Here is a 21137-nt window from a genome sequence, read left to right as displayed (position 1 = left end):
ATCATCGCTTCTGTTCTCTGTCCGCATGTCGCGTTGCGACCACAAAAAACAGACGATGACCTGGCCGGGAAGAAGGGGATGCGCCGGCCCGTTGTCCTTTTATTCCCTGTCCCTTAGCGGGCCGACGCATTTATTGCTGAGAGGACGGGCAAATAAACGCGTGCGCCATGCAAGCGACACACTTATTTCTTTTCCACCGCGTCAATCGGACGATGCTTTTCTCCCGGCGCTGTTCCCGGCTGTTGCTGCGGTTTCTCCGGCGCGGTTTTATGGGGCGCCGGTTTATGGATCTGATGGGGTTTCATGCCCGGTTTGTCCGCTGCCGGTTTGTTCACCGCCGGCGGGTTATCGCCGTGCGGTTTGGGGTTTTCGGGTGAGTGTGCATCTGGTTTTTTCACCGGCGTCGGCTGGGCGGCCGCGGTGTTATTATCGGCCCCGTTGACACCAGGCGCGCCAACCGGTGGCGCCGCATGTGCGTAAGACGCCGCCAGAATAACGCCTAACAGCAGGGGTTTTATGTTCATCATGCATGTCCTTTAAAAGTCATTCCGGGTTAACCAAAAGCCAATCACGCGCTATTTTGATTAACGGTTGAGACACCCGAATCTGCGTCCCGGCGGGGATTAAAACAAAACTGAAAGCAAAAAGAAGAGGGAATACTCCGAGAAACCGCCCCACTCCTCCGACCTGCTTATTCCCTGTTCTGCCACACGCTCCACCGGTAAAAAACCGCCGTATTTACGCGCGAATTGTCCATCCTTATCGGTATCGCGGCATAAAAAACACAGGGGCCATACCGGCCCCTCAGACTGATGACAACGCTATCTACCGTCATCGAACGGTGATAATGGCATAGCAGAGTAAAGCGTCCGCGCCAGGGATGGCGCGGTTCGCGCTTACAGGGAGGTACTCGCAGCGCCTTCACGATCCAGCCATCATCACCGCTTACGACACGTTGTCTGCAACCTCAGGGGGCCATACTGGCTCTCTGATGCATCCGGCTGAACACGCTTTTGTTCGTGTTGCAGAAGGTCGAATGACGCGCTCAGACGTCATCCACATCTAACCGCCGATCGTCATACGCCATGACCGCCCCGCCTACGCCAACTCTACCCACAGCGGGTGATGATCAGAGCCCTGATTATCGGTATCCGCCCAGCAGCGCCGTACCTCGGCGCCCAGCGTCGGCGTCAGCAGGCAGTGATCGATCCGGCCATTCACGTTCGGGTGCGTCGAACCGCTCGATTCCGGCTGACCGGCGGCCACCCAGGCATCCATCAACCCACGGTGACGAACCAAGCGCCCATGGGCCGGCGACACCGGGCCAATCAGGCGGCTATATTCTTCGCTATCCGGCAGGCAGTTCAAATCCCCCATCAGCATCATCTCCGCCGGCATTGGCGGCATAGCGCCTTCGGTCCAGCCGGCGGCCGGATCGGGATGACCGCCGCACCAGGCGCCGCCTTCCTCCGGCGACCGGGCGAAAATATCCAGCAGCGCCGCCACCTGCGGCAAGCGAGTCTGCGCGCACAGGTGACTCAAATGGGTGTTGTACACCCGAAAGGATCTCGTCCCGGTATCAATCACCGTTTCCAGCACACCCTGCTGGATGGAGTGTTGCGTCAGGGTGCCAAACTTCGGCAGCGGGAAGTTACGGCTGGAGAGCATCGGCCAGCGCGACAGCGTCAACGTACCGAACTGGCGCCGCCGGTGGCTCACTCGGCCGTCCGGCGCCGCGATGCTGGCGTCCATATCCAGATTGGCGCCATAGACCCAGTAATACTCTTTCAGCAGTGCCGCCAGTTCCGTCGGTTGATCAACCATGCCGGAACGTTGCCAGAAGCGTTCGACTTCCTGCATGCAGATGATATCCGCACCGCGGACTTCATCCGCGATGCGGGCCAGATCGTAACGGTTATCACGGCCCAGGCCGTACTGAATGTTGTAGCTGACAATAAGCATGCTTCACCCTATTGATTCTATGAAATAACATCCCGCTTTCGGCGCTCGCCAACCGATGCGGAACAGCGATTATCCCGCCATCCGGCAGGTGAACGTTCCATTACCGCACAGTGCCACCTCAACATCAGCAAGCCGCTGCCCTTCCGCGTCGAACAGCAGCAACGCATCCGGCGTCGGCACAATACCGACATGCTCCCCGATGCCGTATTGCGCCGTCGATCCCGCCGCCAGCGCCTGTAACACGCCGAGCGGCGTCTGCAGGCGATACAGCATTTCCCGCCCCATCGGTTCAATCTGCGCAATACGCCCCTGCAGCGCTGCGTCGCCGGGCGCCGTCAGCGCCACATCTTCAGGACGAATCCCCAGCGTCAGCGCGCCGTGATAGGACGCCGACAGCCGCCACACCGTTTCACCGGTATGCAGCTGGCGGCCCTCAGCCTGGCCGGTCAGCAAAACAATCGGCGGCGAGCCGATAAAACCGGCGACGAAGGTATTGGCCGGCTGGCGGTAGAGCTGTTCCGGCGTACCGATCTGCTCGACCCGCCCTTGATTCATGCAGATGATGCGGCTGGCTAGCGTCATGGCTTCCAGCTGATCATGCGTCACCATCAGCGTGGTCGCGCACGAACGGGCATGGATCGCTTTCAGCTCGGCGCGCATCGTCATGCGTAGCGTGGCGTCCAGATTGGAGAGCGGCTCATCCAGCAACAGTAACGACGGTTGTTTCACCAGCGCGCGCGCCAACGCCACCCGTTGCTGCTGGCCGCCGGATAACGCCGCCGGTTTGCGATCCAGCAGTGGCTCCACCTGTACCAGCGCCGCCGCCTCGCGCACGCGCTTGTCGGCCTGCGATTGCGGCTGCGGTTTAAAACGCAGCGGAAACGCGATGTTGTCGTACACACTCAGGTGCGGATACAACGCATAAGACTGGAACACCACGCCGACGTTGCGATCGCGGGCGTCGACGCCATTGACCGGCTGTCCGTCGAACAAAATACGTCCCTGCGTCGGGGCATACAGCCCGGCCAGCAGGAACAGCGTAGTGGATTTGCCGCACCCGGACGGCCCAAGGATCGCGACAAATTCGCCGTCGGCCACCGTCAGATGGAGCGGATGCAGTACCGGCGTCTCACCCCAGGATTTGGTGACGCCATCAAGAATAATCTCTGCCATAAGTCAGCCTTTGATTCCGCCGACGCGCATCTGCGTCAGGTATTTTTGGGTCAACAGATAAAGCGCCAGTACGGGCAGGATATAAATCACCCCCACCGCGGCGATGAGGCCGGAATCGGCCCCCATGCTGTCCTGCGAAGCCCAGAACAGATACAAACTCATGGTCATCCGGTTACTGTCGATCAACAGCGTCCGCACAAAGATGTACTCCTCCCAACCGCGTAAAAAGGCAAAGGTGGCGATGGCGATAATGCCGCCCGTGACCTGCGGCAACACCACCAGTCGGAAGGCCTGAAAACGGCTGGCGCCGTCGGTAATGGCGCTCATTTCAATGTCCCAGGAGACGCCATCAAAGAAACCTTTCATCACGAAAATAGCGAACGGTAGTTCCAGTGCCGCCATCACCAGCATCACACCCGGCAGGCTGTTGAGCAGCCCCATCCAGTACAGCTGGATAAAGATCGCCACCGTCAGCGCCATCACCGGAAACGCATGCAACAACAGCAACGCCCTCAGCATCCCTTCCCGCCGTCTGAACCCCAGCCGGGATAAGGCATAGGCGGCCGGTACCGCCAGCAACGTCACCACCAGCGTCTGCCCGGTCGCGAACAGCAGCGAGTTGCCGAGCGCAGTCCAGACAGACGGTAGCGTATTGTTGCTGACGCCGGTGGCCTGCACGTCCGGATCCCACAGAAACCGGTAGTTGGCCAGCGTCAGTTGCGGCGCTACCCACAGCCCGAACACCAGCAGCGCCGCCAGCGCCACCAGTACGCGCAGCCGCCGGGCCTGCGGTTCGGTTCGCGCGCGCGCGGCAATCGCCAGCAGCAGGCCGTATATCAGCCCGGCCATCGTCAGTAATCGCCACAGCACCCCATATTCGCCGCCGTTCCGGTGCGTGAACGCAATCGTCAACAACCACAGATAGGGCACCACAATCGGTATCGATACCAGCGTCAAAAACAGCACCACGCTGGCCAGAAATGCGGTTCGATTCCAGCGCGAGCGCACCGCCTGGCGCGCCCAGTCGATAGAGGTCATCGTGGTCATCGCATCACCTCGATTCGCGGCGGAGCGAACTGCGAACGCATGTTCATCATCCGCCACTGCAACAGCGTCAACAGCACCCCGAACAACATCAGCGCCAACGCCAGCATGGCGCCGTAGCCATACGCGCCGGATTCGAAAGCACGCCGGTAGATATAAAGCGCGTAGGTGGTGGTGTCATACACCGGGCCGCCGCCGGTGATCAGCAGGATGTATTCATAAGTCACCATCAGCGACAGCGCCTGATACATGGCGATAAAGCGCACCGGGCCTTTCAGCGCCGGCAGTACCACATGGCGCAGCACCGACCACTCGCCGGCGCCGTCTACTCGGGCGGCATGCCAGAGATGCGCCGGGATAGCGCGAATGGCGGCGGTCAGGATCACCATGGCAAAAGAAGCGCCGACCAGGCCGTTGGCTACGACGATCAGCGCCATCGGGTGGTCGTTACGCAGGTTGAGCGGCGGCCATCCGAACACACCGACCGCCACCTGATTGATCAGGCTATGCGGCGAGGGGTCGACCGCCCAGATCCACAACAACGCATACAGCACCGACGGCGAGATACGCGGCAGAAACCAAATGCCGCGAAACAGCGCGCCCAGTTTCGGCGGGATAGCGGTGGTGGCGATAGCCAGCACGATCCCCATGCCCAGATTGAACAACAGCAATGTGCTGGCGACGTATGTCAGCGTGGTCAGCAACACAGCGGGCAGGCGTTTATCCGTCATCACCAAGCGCTGCAGGTTATCGACCCCCAACGCGCCCATGTGCAGATTGCTGCCCATATCGCTGAACGCCATCACCAGATTCAGCAGCATGGGGGCGATAAAAAATACCGCCAGCACCGAGATAGCGGGCGCCAGCCAGTAGGCCGGATGCACGCCGCGCTTACGGGTTGTCGCATTTTCAGACATGAAATACCTCGCATTCAGGCTGGAGACATTGTCTCCGGCGGGGCAGCAGCTAGTGCAGGCTATCGACGATTTCCACATCGTTGCCCAGTTGCACGTCCAGTTCGTCGGCGATAAACGCCACCGCTTGCGCCGGCGTCATGCGTTTGGTTTCCACCGCCTGCAACCCTTTGAACAACACCCGGTTGTAATCGCCAAAGCGGGTATGATTAGGCACAAAGGTGATGTTTTTCATCATCTTGCCCGCGTCGCTCAGCGCCCAGTTGTCGGTGTACTGCGGCATGCCCTGCTGGGCATGGCTGATGGCGGTGTGATAGGAGGTGACGTCATGACGGTTGTTGTAATACGGCAGGGTCGCCATCGACACCAGTTGCGCCGCCAGATCCTTGTATTGGCTCTTGTCGCTGACCACATAGGCGATCGGGTGCGACAGGTTGGCCGGCTTACCGCCCTTCACCGCCGCCGGCGCGGGGATCCAGCCGATCTTATGGGTATAGCCGGCTTTATCAGCGGGCCAGGCCGGCCCGAAATTGTCATTGACCTGCCAGGCCATCGCCCAGATCCCCTGATGGAACAGGAAGGCTTTTTCCTGCTTGAAGGCGGTCTGAATCGTATCCCAACTCATGGCGGTGTTATCGCTCGGCGTCACCCCGACGGCGGCATTGCGGGCATACCAGCCCAGCGCGGCTTCCATCTCTTTTTTCGGGAACAGCAACCGGCCGGTTTTCTCATCCATAAATTTCGCGCCGTAAGCCGCGAACACCATCAGGTAATCGATACCGACATTCGGACGGTGCAACATACCGATCGGCGCTGCGCCGCCTTTCACCACCTCGCCGGCCAACGCCGTCAGATCGTCGAGCGTGAACTCGCCGCGGTCGACGCGAGCTGGCAAGCTATCGATAAACGCCTCGTCTTTGCCGATTTTGCGCAGCATGTCCTTGTTATAAAAAAACATGCGGATTTCAGCATCCTGCGGCACACCGTACACCTTGCCCCGGTATGTCATCGCTTCCCACAGCACCGGCAGAATGTCCGCATACACCCACGGATTGGCCTTGATCACATTATCCATCGGCATGGCGTAGCCATTACGGGCAAATTCGCCGATCCACTCATGCGGCAGCAGAACCATGTCCGGCCCCTGATTGACGCCAAACGCCTTTAGCGTATCCAGCGCCAAATCGTCCCAACCCTGTACCGCGCTGGCATGCACATCGACAACAATTTTGCGATCCACCCCCGCCGCCGCAAACTGGCGATTAAGCACCTCGGCCGCATCTGTAATATTGGTGATACGCATCGGCGCGTTGCGGTCATTTAGGGTCCAAAGCTTGAGTGTGATAACGTCAGCCGCTGCGTGTTGGGCCATCAGCCCACACGCCAGCAATACCGACAGAGACAACGAAAGAAGTTTACGCACGAGCACCATCCTATGATTTAGGGTTGACGAACTAATTAATTAAGTAGCTTAATTATATTGCAGACAGATGAATGCCTCTGGATAACGACGGAACCGTAGAACACCATGGAAAAACGAGAACTCACCGCCAGCCACCGCAAATTACTGGGGCTGTTACGTCGCTCAGGCAGCTTGTCGCGCCGTTCGCTGGCCGCCGCCAGCGGCCTGACCACCGCCGCCGTCAGCATGATGACGCGGGATATGCTGAACCTTGGATTGCTGGAAGAGAGCGACCGGGCACAAGGGCGGCGCGGCCCGCCGCAAATCAATCTGCGACCGACGGCGCAGGCCGGTTATGTACTGGGCATCTATGCGGAATACGAACTGATTGGTCTGACGCTGATGGACTACAGCGGGCAATGTCTCGTGGAACATACATTGCGCGGCGATTTTCGGCGGGTCGACTCGGTTGCCGACACGCTGGCGGAAGCCATCGGCGCCATGCTGACGCCGCAACCGCTGGCGCGTGCTGGATTGCTGGCGGCAAGTCTGGCGCTGCCGGCGCGATTCGACGGCGGCGCCATGCCGGTGTGGATCGCTCCCGGAATGGCGGCCTGGCGCGGGGTAGATATCGCCCGCCAGTTGCGCGATCGGCTGGGCTGTCCGGTACTGGTGGAGAACGACGCTAACTGCGCCGCCATCGGCGAACTGCACTTCGGCGCCGCTGCCCCGGGCGACAGTTTTTTCTATCTGTACATCGGCAAAGGCATCGGCGGCGCGCTGATCCTGAATGGGGAATTACATCGGGGCCGCCGGGGCAACGCCGGTGAAGTCGGCGCCTTACGCACCCGTGCGCAATCACGCCCCTCGTTCGACGACCTGTGCGCCGTCTTGCTGGCGGCGGGTGAAAAACCGCCGTTCCCGACCACGGATACCGGCTGGCAAGCGCTGGCGGATTCACTGGCGGGCATTGCCTGGACGCAACGCGCCACTGGCGAGTTGTACCACCTGCTCTATGCCGTTACCGCGTTGATCGACCCGCCCGACATCTACCTTGGCGGGACGTTGCCGGCGCCGTTTATCGCCGCGCTGCGCACCGCCGTCGCAGCCCTGACGCCGCCGCCGGACGACGATGCCCCGCTGACGCTGCCGCCGATCCACATCTCGGCGTTGCCGACGCAACACAGCGCCGCCTTCGGCGCCGCCGTATTGGCGCTCAGCCAGTATTAACCATGAACTGCATTGCCGTCGGGCAGCGCGACGCGCCCGACCACACGCCTGAGCCGATGGGGCGCTCGCCGGGGAACCTCGGCGCCATGCTTTCCCGGTGTTGCCCGCTCGGGTTCAGCGCCGGTAGGCCAGCGAGCGCACCGCCCATTCCCCCAGCGACTGCACCAGTTGCACCAGTAATACCAGTACGATCACCGTCCCGGCCATAATCTGGTTATTAAAACGCTGGTACCCGTAGCGGATAGCCAGATCGCCCAGCCCACCGCCGCCGATGACCCCCGCCATCGACGAAAAGCCAATCAGCATGACAATCGTCAAGGTGATACCTGCCACAATGGCCGGCAACGCTTCCGGCAGCAGCGCTTTGCCGATGATGTGCCAGACGGTGCCGCCCATCGACAACACCGCCTCAATCCGGCCGCGATCCACATCGTCCAGCGCATTCTCCACGATACGGGCAAAAAACGGGAACGCGCCGATGGTGATCGGCACCACCGCCGCCGTACTGCCGAGCGTGGTTCCCACCACCCAACGGGTAAAGGGGATCAGGGCAATCAGCAACACCACAAACGGTAGCGATCGTCCCACATTGATGATGCCGCCCAACGCCGCATTCACCGCCGGCATCGGCAGTACGCCGGCACGACGGCTGATGAACAGCACCACGCCCGCCGGCAACCCCAGCAATACGGTAAACAGCGCCGCCAGCCCCACCATGTAGAGCGTCTCCAGCGTGGCGTCCACGATAAGCGGCAAGATGTCCTCCCAACTTATGCGACCCGGCATAACCCGCTCCCTTCAACGCCATGACGCTGCAAAAAAGCGCGCTCCGCCGCATAGTCCGGCAGCAGCGCCTGCCGCAGCCGCGATCCTTCATCCGCCAGTAGCGTTCGCAGCGCACCGCTTTCCACCACCTTTCCCTGCTCCAGCAGTGCGGCGTGGTCACAAATGGCTTTCACCACCTCCAGTTCGTGGGTAATCAATACGATCGTCAGCCCCCATTGTCGGTTGATATCCGCCAGCAACGCCAGAATCGACGCTGTCGTTTCCGGATCCAGCGCGCTGGTGGCTTCGTCGCATAACAGATATTGCGGCCCGGCGGCCAGCGCACGGGCGATCCCCACCCGTTGCTGTTGCCCGCCGGATAGCTGCGACGGGTAGGCGTGCGCCCGGTCGGTCAACCCGACCAGGGCCAGCAATTGCGCCACACGCTCGCGACGCGCCGTTCTGCCGACACCGGCGATCTCCAACGGCACCGCCACATTGTCCTGCACGTTGCGGGCATGCAACAGGTTGAAATGTTGAAAGATCATACCGGTACGCTGTCGGTGCTGGCGCAGCGCCTGTGGCGACAGCGTGGTGATATCCACCCCATCCATCAAAATGCGGCCCGTCGAGGGCCGCTCCAGCAAGTTGAGACAACGAATCAACGTACTTTTGCCCGCGCCGCTGCGCCCAAGAATGCCGTAGACCGCCCCCTGGGGAATGGTCAGCGACACCTCCTCCAGCGCCGACCCCGCACTGCCGGCATAGCGTTTACCCAAGCGCTCAATGACGATCATTATTTCTGTCCCGCCACCGGGATCACCGAGCCTTGGTACGTGCTACGGATGAAATCGGCCGTCGCCTTAGATTCCAAATCCCTGGCCAACTGCTTGATGCGCGGGTCATTTTGCAGTTCCGGCGTCGTCACCAGGATATTGGCGTAGGGATTATGGGTGGCGCTCTCCAGCCCCAGCGCATCCTTCGAGGGCACCAGACCGGCTTCCAGCGCGTAGTTGCCGTTGATGATCGCCAGATCCACATCATCCAGCGAACGCGGCAGCTGCGGCGCCTCGATTTCCTTGATCTTCAGATGATGCGGGTTTTCCGCAATCTCCTTCGGCGTAGCCTGATCCTTCGACGGATCGTTATAACCGGCTTTCAGTGTAATCAGCCCCTGCTCCTGCAGCAGGTAAAGCGCCCGGCTCAGGTTGGTCACATTGTTCGGCACCGCCACGGTGGCGTTGTCTTTTACCTCCTTCAACGATTTGATCTTTCTTGAGTAAATACCCAGCGGTTCAATATGCACGGTGGCCGCCACCACGAACTTCCGGCCCAGCGCCTTTTCCTGATCGCGCAGATAAGGCACATGCTGGAAATAGTTGGCGTCGACATCGCCATGGGCCAGCAGTTCGTTGGCATTGACGTTACCGCTGAGCTCGACCACTTTCAGTTTCAGCGCCGGGTCCTGCTTTTGCACCTGGGCCAGAATTTCCGCGTGCGGCACCGGGTCAGCGGCGACACGCAGGGCTTCTGCGGCCTGAGCGGAGAGGGCCAGCCCGGCGGATAACGTCACTGCGCTCAGCGAAAGAGCGAAACGAATTCTCATCGTGTTATTCCTTATCGTGTGTGTGCGTGATGGTTTTTATGACTTGAGTATCAGGCCGCCTGCGACCGCTGTTGCGCGAGCACATCGCCGTAATAGCGACGGGCCACTTCGGGATGGGAACGTAACCGCCCTTTCAGGTAATTCCAGCCCACTTCCCGCAACAGCGGATTGAGCGGATCGCTCGCCGGGCCGTGGGCCAACCTCGCCAGTTCGGCGGACAGCGGAAACACCGGGACTTCGGCATCCAGCCGGGCGCCGAGAAAAAACGCCACCGACAGGCGTTCATGCCCCGCCGACGGCGAGACCACCCGATGCACCGTGGCGCGCAGATAACCGTTGCTCGCCAGTTCCAGCAGTTCGCCGATATTCACCACGAACGCCCCTTCCAGCGGAACGGCGTCCACCCAACGCTCGGGCTCGATTTCTACCTGCAATCCACCTTGGCTATCCTGCAACAGCAGGGTCAGGAAGCCGGAGTCCTTGTGCGCGCCGACGCCTTGCTGGCTTTCCTGCGCCGGTCGCCCTGGGTAGCGGATAAGTTTGATGTGTTCATTCGGCTTATTACCGTACAAATCGTCGAATGCCGTGATCGGCAGGCCGAGCAGTTCGGCGAATGCCCGCAGCAGGCGCAGCGACGTCCACGTCATGGTCTGTTGCCATTCCAGCAACGCCGGTTTCAACGCCGGTAACGCGGCAGGCCACTGGTTCGGGCCCTGCAGACGACGCCAGGCGGGATCGCCGGATAACAATGGCAATTGCGGGCGCTCGGCGCCGATGTCGAACTGTTCGCGCCAGTCCGGCTCGCCGCGCGTTAATTCGCTTCCTGAACGGGTATAGCCGCGAAAGTGCGGAGAATTAAGCATCGACACCCGCAGCTTGTCGGCCTCCGGCAGCGCGAAAAACGCCTTGGATATCTGCTGGACACGCTGTTGTAACGCAGGGTCGACGCCGTGATTAATCAGGTAGAAAAAACCCACTTCGCGGGCGGCATAACTCAGATCATGAAGAAAGGCGGCGCGCTGTTCCGCGCGACCATTAAGCAGAGAAAAATCGAGGATGGGCAGAGAAATAGCGTGACTCATGGCGGCTGGCTCCGGGTGCATTGTCGATAACAGAAGAAACGGTCAACATGGAGCAGCCACAACAACGAAAACGGGACATGGTGATTCCTTATCATCAACAGAATGGGAAAACGCTCAGGAGAAAACGTCGACATTCACCTGCGCAACCGGCGAGAAGCGATCGTTCCGACGCCTAACCCTCTGATTGCATTAACCACCATTTTGTCAGGCAGGTGAAATATCAATACCGGCATAGCTAAGGTAAAAAGTTGCGCAGGTGTTGCCATAATGGGTAACACATTTGCAGATAGGTTTACTTGACAGCTATTTATCGTGACATCAGAACCCAGTAGGATGGCGTAGAAGGGCGCACAACAGCCCCCTAAAATACCCAGAGCGGGTTGCTTGGTGGGAACCCCGCCCGACGCCCCCGCACGGTATGTCTATTCCAATCCTCTTGAGGTAATCCTATGCAATCTGAAGAACAACGCCTTATTGATGGTCTGTTTAGCCGCCTGAAAGACGCCGAGACCAAAACGGGGCCGCGGGATCTCAAGGCAGAACAGCAAATTAGCGACCACATCCGCCAACAGCCCGCCGCACCTTATTACATGGCGCAGGCAATGATTATTCAGGAAGCGGCGCTGAAGCAGTTGGATCAGCGGGTCAGAGAGCTGGAAAACGAAGTCAATCGGCTAAGGCAGGAAGCCGCCCGCCCGCAACAAAGCAGCGGCGGTTTTCTTGCCGGGCTGTTCGGCGGCGGTCGCACCGCCGCACCGGCCCCGCAGCAGTATCAGCAACCGGTCAACAACGGCTGGGGCAACCAACCCGCACCGGGATACGGCGCGCAGCCAGGATATAGTGCTCAACCGGGATATGCCCAACCGGCGCCGAGCCGGGCCGGCGGTTTCCTGGGCGGCGCGTTGCAAACTGCGGCAGGCGTTGCCGGCGGCGTGGTACTGGCGGATATGCTGACCAGCATGTTCCACAGTTCCAAACCGCAGGAAATCGTCAACATTATTGAGGAAACACCGCAAAACCTCAGCGACGGTTTACAGAACACCGGCATGGAAAGGCTCGACGCCTTCGGTTCGGACAACGGCAGCGATTTTCTCAACGCCGGTTACGATTCGCAGGACAGCGGTTTTGATGCATTCGGCAGCGACAGTTACGACGACGACGATTCCTACCTGTAATCCTCGTCGCGATATCCCCTAAATAATTCACATTGCAGGAAGGCGCCCGAATCACTGACTCCGGTAAGTGATTCGGGTGAGCGAACGCAGCCAACACACCTGCAACTTGAAGTATGACGGGTATATACAACAAATAAATGTTCTGTACGACCTGACTGTGTAATATTAGCGCTCCTATTCAACTCTGTTGATTTCGATTACCGGATATTACGGCATGTTTCTGAATCTATCCCTATTCAAGAATGGCAAGATTTTTTCCAATAGCGTTAATCTTTTCATATTGACGCTTGTCGGTTGCATTATTGGTGCGCATGCCAGATTGTCAGCGATAGATATGTCCGTATTCTGGCCGGTGAATATTATTATTGCCGCCGTGTTCTATCGTTGCCGCTATTTAAATACCATCGGGTATTATTTCGTCGTTTATGTAGCGATGATTATTCAGGATACTTTTTTTTACGGCTGGGGGATCAGTGCATTTACCATTAACGCCGCGAATATTATTTTTATTTTCACGCTGAACCAACTGTTAACCCGGCCGGCGGTTCATCCCCGACACGAGCAGGATATCGCCTCGTCGCTTTACACCTTCATCGCCTGCCTGCTGGCCGCGTTTTGCTGCGCGGTGGTGGGCGCACTGGCGCAATCGCTGCCGGTGTTTTCACAGGCGCAGTGGCGGGATAACTTTCTCAACTGGTTCAGCGATCAATTCTATACCTCCGTGCTGTTTCTGCCGCTGTTGCTGACGGTGCGCAGCAACATTCGGTTGCGGATTCCAGCGTTGAATTTTAATGATATTTTACCCATATTGTTTCTGGCCGCTTCGCTGATCGTCGGGGCGATGATCAGCCCGTTGGCCATTCTGGCGTTCCCGCTTCCGGCGCTGACCTGGTGCGCTATCGTCTATCCGCTGTGGCTTACCCGGCTGATCACCTTGTGTACCGGCACCCTGCAACTGATCGTTTCTGCCGAACATGTCTATGCTATTTACAGCGGCCTGCATGATGAGTTCACGAATCAGGTGGTTATTACCCGAATTAGTATTGCAGCCATTATTTTCAGCCCGCTGTTCATGGCGATGAATGCCAAAACCATACGCTTGCTGAATAAGCGATTATTATTACAAGCCAGCTATGATTTTCTGACTAATACATTATCTCGCTACGGGTTTAATGAAGCCCTGACGAATTATGGGAAAGAGGAAAGATATCGTAATGTTTCCGTAAATATCATGTTAATTGACATTGATCATTTCAAACATATCAATGACAGCTTTGGTCATGACTGCGGCGATGAGGTACTCAAACAGGTGGCGGCGATTATCAAAGACACCATTAATGAACAGGGTTTGATCAGTCGAATCGGCGGCGAAGAATTTGCTGTCGTATGCTTCGATTATTCCCCGGATGCTTTTTATTGGCTGGCCGATAAATTGCGTCGACGTATTTACGAAACCACTTTTATGTTTAATCAAAGCCCCGTTCCTGTCGCCATCAGCATTGGTCTTGCTCATGCGTCGTCGCCGAACGGCGATCTGCTGAATACCGTACACCAGCTATGCACCCAGGCGGACAAGAACCTTTACGCCGCCAAGCGGCAGGGCCGTAATCAGACGGTGCAATAAGCGCTTACCCCATCGCCTGCGTCATCAGTCCGTAGCTGCGCATGCCGCCTGCAACAGGTTGCCACGGCACCCCGCGGATCATCATTACCGGCGCGTCGACCTGACGCAGCCCCCGCTCGAACAACCACTCATCCAGGCCGAGCGCCGCATCACTGTCGATACGAACGAACTCGCCGTGCAGCTCGGCCAGTAACGTTGCGATCAACATGCGGGCATCAGCCCCGTCGCCCGCAATAACCGGGCCAATCGCATAACCACGCCCGAAACGGCGCAAGGCGGCAAAACCGGCGGCACGGCCCGGTCGCTCCAGCACGGTCAATCGCAAAGCCTGACGCAGCAATTCGTTAATCAGCGCCGGGCGCCATAGGCCGTGCGCCTGCCGATCCAACTCGCTCAGCACGGCGGCGTCCGCGTCCACCGCCTGGCGCAAACGCCAATCCGTCGCGGTGACAACCCTCTCTACCGGCGGCAAGCACGGGCACTGGTACTGGCGGATTTCCCCAACGGCGGCGAAACCTAACCGGGCATAGAGTTTCTGCCCCGCCGACGTCGCATGTAACCGAACGTGACATCCTTCCAACCCAGACAACACGCCGTCCATCAGTCGGCGTCCCACCCCGCGCCCCTGCCAGCCAGTATCCACCAGCACCAGACCGACGGTGGCTCGCTCCGCCCCCCAGCGCCAGCGCAGCGCGGTGCCCACAGCGCGTCCATCATGTTCCGCAATCACCCCGTCGCCGAGCCGCAGCGCTTGCTGCCAGTCCTCAAGGTGGTGCGACCACCCCATCTGTCGGGTGAGCGCCAGGCCGCTTTGGGCATCCGCCAGGGTGATATTGCGTAATGTCGTCATCATGCAGCTCTCGTTAAACGGTTATCGATGGCCGGGCCACGCCGCCCGGGCACGACATTGTACGCGATGAATGTAACCGGGGTGATATCCGGCAACATTATGTCGATTCGTATTCATACTCTCTCAACCCATTCCGATGGCGGAACCCAGCGACTCCCCGACAATCAAGGAGAACCTGACCAAAGGAGATTGCACTATGCCCACTAACGCGCCAATGCAACGACGTAAAGCCCGGCTCGGCTACCTGCCCGATCTGCCGGATATCCGCGACTATCACTTCGCCCCGGAACCAGACCGCTTGCAATCGCTGCCTCCGGCCATCGACCTGATGCCTGACTTCCCGGTTTACGATCAAGGGGAGATGGGCTCCTGTACCGCCAACGCGCTGGCGGGCGCCATCCAGTTTGATCGCCGTCGCGCCGGCGAAGTACCGGACTTCGTGCCATCGCGGCTTTTTATCTATTACAACGAGCGCACCATTGAAGGCAGCGTGAAATACGATGCCGGCGCCATGCTGCGCGACGGCATCAAAAGCCTGCACAAACAGGGGGTCTGTCCGGAAAACGAGTGGCCTTATGTGGTGACGCCCGCCGACGGTGAGAGCAATGAATTCCCGCCTGGCGCGGCGGCAGCCACCCGACCGCCGCCACGGTGTTATCAGGACGCATTGCCGCACGCCATCACCCACTACCAACGGGTACAACAGGATCTTGCTCACTTGCAATGCTGCCTGGCGAGCGGTTTCCCGTTTGTTTTCGGCTTCACCGTATTCGACAGTTGGGTCGATAACCCTTCTCCTCCTACCCTCATTCCGTTACCCACCCACCAGGATAACGCCGTGGGCGGGCATGCCGTCCTGTGCGTCGGTTACAACAACCGCCGTAAACAGTTCCACATCCGTAATTCCTGGGGCAAAGACGTCGGTGAAGAGGGGTACTTCTGGATGCCGTATGACTACCTGCTGGATCAACGCCTCGCCAGCGACTTCTGGGTTATCAATGCCGTACAGCATTGAGATAACACATCCCCGCAGCGGCAGCGACGGGGATGTGTTGTCCTTGCGACCCTTCGTTGCGAGAGCGTTCCTCTTTTGTTGATTTTTTGTACCCAACGCCGCCCCATTTATCGGACTCCCTGCGCAAGGCATAAACACCTTGCTCACAGACCGGCAACCTATCGTTATATAAGCAAAAACATAACGACGATTAATTCTACCTACTAAGGGGGTGAAAAGGCCTTTAAAAACTTAAATTTTGATTTCGCGCAAAACCCACATTTTTTGTGTTGTTAGATTCCCCGCAACAAAAAATACACATAAAACACATAGGGAAACCAATGCAAATCAATCGAAGAGGCTTCTTTAAAGTCTGTGCGGGGGGCATGGCCGGCACCACGCTCGCCGTATTAGGGTTTGCGCCCACAGAGGCAATGGCGTCGGTTCGACAGTACAAACTGCTGCGGGCAAAAGAAACACGCAACAATTGCACTTACTGTTCCGTCGGCTGCGGGCTGCTGATGTACAGCCTGGGAGACGGGGCCAAAAACGCCAAACCCGCCATTTTCCACATCGAAGGGGATCCGGATCACCCGGTCAGCAGAGGGTCGCTGTGCCCGAAAGGCGCCGGTCTGGTCGATTACATCCACAGCGAAGGCCGCCTGAAATACCCGGAATACCGTGCCCCCGGCTCGGACAAATGGCAACGCATCAGCTGGGATGACGCCATCGACCGCATCGCCCGGCTGATGAAACAAGACCGCGACGCCAATTTCGAGCGCGTCAATGCCAAAGGCACCGTGGTCAACCGCTGGCTGACCACCGGCATGCTGTGCTCCTCCGCCGCCAGCAACGAAACCGGCATTCTCGATCAAAAATTCACCCGTTCGCTGGGGATGGTCGCCATCGATTGTCAGGCGCGTCTGTGTCACGGCCCGACGGTAGCGGCGCTGGCGCCGACCTTCGGCCGCGGCGCCATGACCAACAACTGGGTGGACATCAAAAACGCCAATGTGGTGATCGTGATGGGCGGCAACGCAGCGGAAGCGCACCCGGTCGGCTTCAAGTGGGCGGTGGAAGCCAAAACCCACAACGACGCCAAACTGATCGTGGTCGACCCGCGTTTCAACCGTTCCGCCGCAGTGGCTGATCTCTACGCGCCGATCCGCGCCGGCTCCGACGCCGCATTCCTGCTGGGCATCGTCAACTATCTGATTACCCACGATAAAATTCACCACGAATATGTGAAGGCCTACACCAGCGCCAGCCTGATCGTGCGTGACGACTTCAGCTTTGACGAAGGCCTGTTCAGCGGCTACAACCCACAGACCCGTCAATACGACAAGAGCAGTTGGCAGTATGAACGGGGCGCCGACGGCTTCGCCAAACGCGACCAGACGCTGACCCATCCGCGCTGCGTATGGAATCTGCTGAAAAAACACGTCGCCCGCTATACCCCGGAGATGGTGACATCGCTGTGCGGCACCCCGGCGAAAGCGTATGAAGAGATTTGCCGGTCGCTGGCGGATACCTGCGTACCGAACAAGACCGCCACCTTCATGTACGCGCTGGGCTGGACCCACCATACCAACGGCGCGCAGATTATCCGCGCGGCGGCCACCATCCAGCTGCTGTTGGGCAATATCGGCATGGCCGGCGGCGGCGTCAACGCCCTGCGCGGACACTCCAACATCCAGGGTTATACCGACCTCGGCCTGCTCACCGTCAACCTGCCGGGCTATATGCCGCTGCCGTCGGAGAAACAGGGCGACCTGAAAACCTATCTCAGCCAGATCACGCCGGACGCGATGTTGCCGGATCAGGTCAATTACTGGAAAAACACGCCGAAGTTCTTCATCAGCATGATGAAAAGCTTCTGGGGCGACAACGCGCAGGCCGCCAATAACTGGGGCTATGATTGGCTACCGAAGTGGGATCGTAGCTACGACATCATGGTTCAGACCGAACTGATGATGGACGGCAAGATGAATGGCTACATTGTGCAGGGCTTCAACCCGCTGGCGGCGTTTGCCAACAAGAACAAGGCCAGCGCCGCGCTGTCGAAACTGAAATACATGGTGGTGATCGACCCACTCGCCACCGAAACCTCCACCTTCTGGCAGAACCACGGCGAGTTCAACGACGTGAATTCAGCGGACATTCAGACCGAAGTGTTCCGCCTGCCCTCCAGCTGTTTCGCCGAAGAGAACGGCTCCATCGCCAACTCCGGCCGCTGGCTGCAATGGCACTGGGCCGCGGCCGAGCCGCCGGGAGAGGCGCTGCACGACGCCAAAATTCTCGGCCGCCTGATGTCGCGCCTGCGCGAACTGTACCGCGAAGAAGGCGGCGTCTGCCCGGAGCCGGTGCTGAACATCAACTGGAACTATCAGGACCCGGAAGACCCGACGCCGGAAGAGATCGCCCGCGAGGGCAACGGCATGGCGCTGGCGGACGTATTTGATGACAAAGGCAATCTGGTGCTGAAGAAAGGCCAGCAACTGTCCGATTTCTCGCAACTGCGCGACGACGGCAGCACCGCCAGTTTCTGCTGGATTTACGCCGGCAGTTGGACCGACGCCGGCAACCAGATGGCTAACCGCGACAATACCGACGTCGGTCTGGGCAGCACGCCGGGCTGGGCCTGGTGCTGGCCGCAGAACCGCCGCATTTTGTACAACCGCGCATCGGCCGATTTGCAGGGCAAACCCTGGGACAGCAAACGCAAGCTGCTGGAATGGAACGGCCAGAAGTGGAAGGGCATCGACGTGCCGGACTTCGCCGCCACCGTGCCGCCGGGCAAAGACACCCTGCCGTTCATCATGCTGCCGGAAGGCGTAGCCCGGCTGTTCTCGCTGGACAAGCTGGCGGACGGCCCGTTCCCGGAACACTACGAACCGATAGAAACCCCGATCGGCACCAACCCGCTGCACCCGGCGGTGGTGTCTAACCCGGCGGCGCGCCTGTTCGCGCGCGACGCCAAAACCATGGGCAAGGCGAGCGATTTCCCGTACGTCGCCACCACCTACTCCATCACCGAGCTGTTCCGTCATTGGACTAAACACGCACGGTTGAACGCCATCGTCCAGCCGGAGCAGTTTGTCGAAATCGGCGAGAATCTGGCGAAAAGCAAGGGCATCCAGGCGGGCGATATGGTGAAAGTGTCCTGCCAGCGCGGTTACATCAAAGCGAAAGCGGTGGTGACCAAGCGCATCAAGACGCTGACCGTGGCCGGGAAAGCGATCGAAACCGTCGGCATTCCCTGTCACTGGGGATTTGAGGGCGCCACGCGCAAGGGATTCCTGGCGAATACCCTGACGCCGAGCGTCGGCGACGCGAACTCGCAAACGCCGGAGTACAAGGCGTTCCTGGTCAATGTGGAAAAGGTGTAAGGGTAAAACGTTATGTCAATGCAATCTCAGGATATTATCCAGCGCTCGGCTACCAGCAGCCTGACGCCGCCGCCACAGGTTCGGGATGATAAAAGCGAAGTCGCCAAACTGATCGACGTCACCACCTGTATCGGCTGTAAAGCCTGTCAGGCGGCCTGTTCCGAATGGAACGACATCCGTGATGACGTCGGTCACAACGCCGGGGTGTACGACAATCCGGCCGACCTGAGCGCCAAATCCTGGACGGTGATGCGTTTCTCCGAAGTGGAAAGCGAAGACCGCCTTGAGTGGCTGATCCGTAAGGACGGCTGTATGCACTGCGCCGAACCGGGCTGCCTGAAAGCCTGCCCGTCGGCGGGCGCCATCATTCAGTATGCCAACGGCATCGTTGATTTTCAGTCCGAGCACTGCATCGGCTGCGGCTACTGCATCGCCGGCTGTCCGTTCAACATTCCGCGCTTAAACAAGCAGGATAACCGCGTCTACAAATGCACGCTGTGCGTAGACCGCGTCAGCACCGGTCAGGAACCGGCCTGCGTGAAAACCTGCCCCACCGGCGCGATTCATTTCGGCACCAAGGAAGAGATGAAGAGCGTGGCGCAGGAACGCATCGCGCAGCTGAAAAAACGCGGCTACCCGCACGCCGGTTTGTACGACCCGCAGGGCGTCGGCGGTACCCACGTCATGTACGTGCTGCATCATGCCGACCAACCGTCGCTGTATCACAACCTGCCGGATAATCCGCAGATTTCGACGCCGGTCAACCTGTGGAAAGGCATCCTCAAGCCGCTCTCGACGTTGGGCTTCGTCGCCACCTTCGCCGGGCTGATGTTCCACTACATCGGTATCGGCCCGAACACGGAAGAGATAGCGCACCCGGATGAAGGGCAACCGCACGAAGGAGAAGATAAACATGAGTAACCCGAAAATGATTGTGCGTACCAAATTCATCGACCGCGTCTGTCACTGGATCGTGGTGATCAGCTTCTTCCTGGTGGCGCTGTCCGGCATCGCGCTGTTTTTCCCGACGCTGCAATGGTTGACGGAAACCTTCGGTACGCCGCAGATGGGGCGCATCATGCACCCGTTCTTCGGCATTCTGATCGTCGTCTGCCTGATACCGATGTTCTTCCGTTTTGTCGGGCACAACATCCCGAAACTGCGCGACCTGCCGTGGTTCCTCAACATCATCGAGGTGCTGAAAGGCAACGAGCATGAGGTATCGGACGTGGGTAAATACAACCCCGGTCAGAAACTGATGTTCTGGAGCATCATGGGGTTAACCCTGGTGTTGCTGATTACCGGCATCATCATGTGGCGGCCGTACTTCGCCCATCTGTTCCCGATCGACATGGTGCGCTACGCCATTCTGATCCACGCCACCGCCGCCATCGTGCTGATCCACGCCATCCTGATCCACATGTATATGGCGTTCTGGGTACGCGGTTCGATCAAAGGCATGATCGAAGGCAAGGTATCCGAGAAGTGGGCGTTGAAACACCACCCGCGCTGGGCGCGCGATGTGATCGACAACGCCAAGCAAGACAAGAAATAAGGCTCTCTTCTCGTAGTGCCTTTCATGACAGGCGAAGGGTTTTCCGGCGTTAAAAACGGTGCTGAGGTGGACGACTTCGCCGGGTGAGCCGCATGGACGCGGCGAACGCCCATGCCGCTCCGGACAAAAACGTCGGGAACGTTTTTGAACAGCGTTTACGCTGGCCCGAAGGGCGAGCCCCAGGGATGGGGGAGTCACCGCGTCACGGGCGGCCCGAACAGCAAAGGCGAACGCCGAAGGAACCGCGAAGCGGCACAGTTTAGCCCTCAAGCCAGTGGTCAAGGAGAGGCGGCGTTTGAACCTCTCCTTGTCGTGCGAGAGATAATGTTACAAAGGAAAGATTGGCTTTACCTCGCACGAAATCATCCACAA

The 21137-nt window shown here is 59.1% G+C and carries 18 protein-coding genes; 7 read left to right on the top strand and 11 right to left on the bottom strand.

From position 1 onward, the window contains the following. Positions 1 to 182: 182 nt before the first annotated feature. The 6 genes from DPA2511_RS06925 to DPA2511_RS06900 all read right to left on the bottom strand — a co-directional run bounded on the left by DPA2511_RS06925 (position 183) and on the right by DPA2511_RS06900 (position 6516). Complete coding sequence (locus DPA2511_RS06925) at positions 183 to 527, bottom strand: hypothetical protein (protein WP_012764969.1); 345 nt, start codon at positions 525 to 527, stop codon at positions 183 to 185. A 571-nt stretch (positions 528 to 1098) separates the two neighbouring features. Beyond that, complete coding sequence (locus tag DPA2511_RS06920; protein WP_012764968.1) at positions 1099 to 1962, bottom strand: endonuclease/exonuclease/phosphatase family protein; 864 nt, start codon at positions 1960 to 1962, stop codon at positions 1099 to 1101. Between the two features lie 69 nt (positions 1963 to 2031). Next, entirely contained in the window at positions 2032 to 3135 is a 1104-nt protein-coding gene (locus DPA2511_RS06915; protein ID WP_012764967.1) for an ABC transporter ATP-binding protein, read from the bottom strand. A 3-nt stretch (positions 3136 to 3138) separates the two neighbouring features. Beyond that, complete coding sequence (locus tag DPA2511_RS06910; RefSeq protein WP_012764966.1) at positions 3139 to 4182, bottom strand: carbohydrate ABC transporter permease; 1044 nt, start codon at positions 4180 to 4182, stop codon at positions 3139 to 3141. Continuing rightward, a complete protein-coding gene (locus tag DPA2511_RS06905) occupies positions 4179 to 5096 on the bottom strand; it encodes a carbohydrate ABC transporter permease (RefSeq protein ID WP_012764965.1) in 918 nt (305 codons plus the stop codon). The genes DPA2511_RS06910 and DPA2511_RS06905 overlap by 4 nt, the downstream gene beginning before the upstream one ends. Before the next feature lie 49 nt (positions 5097 to 5145). Continuing rightward, entirely contained in the window at positions 5146 to 6516 is a 1371-nt protein-coding gene (locus DPA2511_RS06900; protein ID WP_012764964.1) for an ABC transporter substrate-binding protein, read from the bottom strand. Positions 6517 to 6621: 105 nt separating this feature from the next. Between DPA2511_RS06900 and DPA2511_RS06895 the strand changes: the two genes are divergently transcribed. After that, positions 6622 to 7725, top strand: a complete 1104-nt coding sequence (locus tag DPA2511_RS06895) for an ROK family protein (protein WP_012764963.1) — start codon at positions 6622 to 6624, stop codon at positions 7723 to 7725. A gap of 114 nt (positions 7726 to 7839) precedes the next feature. Here DPA2511_RS06895 and DPA2511_RS06890 read toward each other — a convergent pair whose 3' ends face one another. From DPA2511_RS06890 to DPA2511_RS06875, 4 genes are read right to left on the bottom strand one after another with little or no spacing between them, the layout of a single operon-like run. Beyond that, positions 7840 to 8499 (bottom strand): methionine ABC transporter permease, encoded by a 660-nt coding sequence (locus DPA2511_RS06890; RefSeq protein ID WP_194250222.1) that lies wholly within the window; start codon positions 8497 to 8499, stop codon positions 7840 to 7842. Beyond that, positions 8496 to 9287 carry a methionine ABC transporter ATP-binding protein gene (locus DPA2511_RS21225; protein ID WP_012764961.1) on the bottom strand — a complete coding sequence of 264 codons (792 nt, stop codon included), beginning with the start codon at positions 9285 to 9287 and terminating at the stop codon, positions 8496 to 8498. The genes DPA2511_RS06890 and DPA2511_RS21225 overlap by 4 nt, the downstream gene beginning before the upstream one ends. Beyond that, positions 9287 to 10096 carry a MetQ/NlpA family ABC transporter substrate-binding protein gene (locus DPA2511_RS06880; RefSeq protein WP_012764960.1) on the bottom strand — a complete coding sequence of 270 codons (810 nt, stop codon included), beginning with the start codon at positions 10094 to 10096 and terminating at the stop codon, positions 9287 to 9289. Before DPA2511_RS06880 ends, DPA2511_RS21225 begins: the two co-directional genes overlap by 1 nt. A gap of 50 nt (positions 10097 to 10146) precedes the next feature. Then, positions 10147 to 11178, bottom strand: coding sequence for an isopenicillin N synthase family dioxygenase (locus DPA2511_RS06875; RefSeq protein WP_012764959.1), 1032 nt, complete (start codon positions 11176 to 11178; stop codon positions 10147 to 10149). Between the two features lie 449 nt (positions 11179 to 11627). Here DPA2511_RS06875 and DPA2511_RS06870 point away from each other — a divergent pair, with 449 nt between their 5' ends. Together DPA2511_RS06870 and DPA2511_RS06865 are read left to right on the top strand one after the other, a co-directional pair. Then, complete coding sequence (locus DPA2511_RS06870; protein WP_012764958.1) at positions 11628 to 12353, top strand: DUF2076 domain-containing protein; 726 nt, start codon at positions 11628 to 11630, stop codon at positions 12351 to 12353. A 334-nt stretch (positions 12354 to 12687) separates the two neighbouring features. Further along, the gene (locus DPA2511_RS06865; protein ID WP_226376631.1) at positions 12688 to 13977 is read left to right on the top strand and encodes a GGDEF domain-containing protein; all 1290 of its coding nucleotides are present in this window, start codon (positions 12688 to 12690) and stop codon (positions 13975 to 13977) included. Positions 13978 to 13981: 4 nt separating this feature from the next. Here the strand turns inward: DPA2511_RS06865 and DPA2511_RS06860 are convergent, their stop codons facing one another. After that, positions 13982 to 14830 (bottom strand): GNAT family N-acetyltransferase, encoded by an 849-nt coding sequence (locus DPA2511_RS06860; protein WP_012764956.1) that lies wholly within the window; start codon positions 14828 to 14830, stop codon positions 13982 to 13984. Between the two features lie 193 nt (positions 14831 to 15023). On the opposite strand from DPA2511_RS06860, the gene DPA2511_RS06855 reads away from it, so the two are divergent. The 4 genes from DPA2511_RS06855 (at position 15024) to fdnI (ending at position 20765) form a co-directional block, all read left to right on the top strand. Beyond that, on the top strand, positions 15024 to 15842 hold the full coding sequence (locus tag DPA2511_RS06855; protein WP_012764955.1) for a C1 family peptidase: 819 nt from the start codon (positions 15024 to 15026) through the stop codon (positions 15840 to 15842). 320 nt (positions 15843 to 16162) lie between these two features. Next, positions 16163 to 19210, top strand: a complete 3048-nt coding sequence (gene fdnG / locus DPA2511_RS06850; RefSeq protein ID WP_012764954.1) for a formate dehydrogenase-N subunit alpha — start codon at positions 16163 to 16165, stop codon at positions 19208 to 19210. 12 nt (positions 19211 to 19222) lie between these two features. Continuing rightward, positions 19223 to 20131: a formate dehydrogenase subunit beta gene (fdxH, locus tag DPA2511_RS06845; protein ID WP_012764953.1), complete on the top strand. Its 909-nt coding sequence runs from the start codon at positions 19223 to 19225 to the stop codon at positions 20129 to 20131. Further along, positions 20124 to 20765: a formate dehydrogenase-N subunit gamma gene (gene fdnI, locus DPA2511_RS06840; RefSeq protein WP_012764952.1), complete on the top strand. Its 642-nt coding sequence runs from the start codon at positions 20124 to 20126 to the stop codon at positions 20763 to 20765. The genes fdxH and fdnI overlap by 8 nt, the downstream gene beginning before the upstream one ends. Positions 20766 to 21137: the final 372 nt, after the last annotated feature.

Source organism: Musicola paradisiaca NCPPB 2511 (assembly GCF_000400505.1).
In the GTDB taxonomy this organism is placed as follows: Bacteria; Pseudomonadota; Gammaproteobacteria; order Enterobacterales; family Enterobacteriaceae; genus Musicola; species Musicola paradisiaca.
The sequence above is the reverse complement of the archived record's forward strand: the minus strand, read 5'-3'. Positions and strand labels throughout refer to the sequence as shown.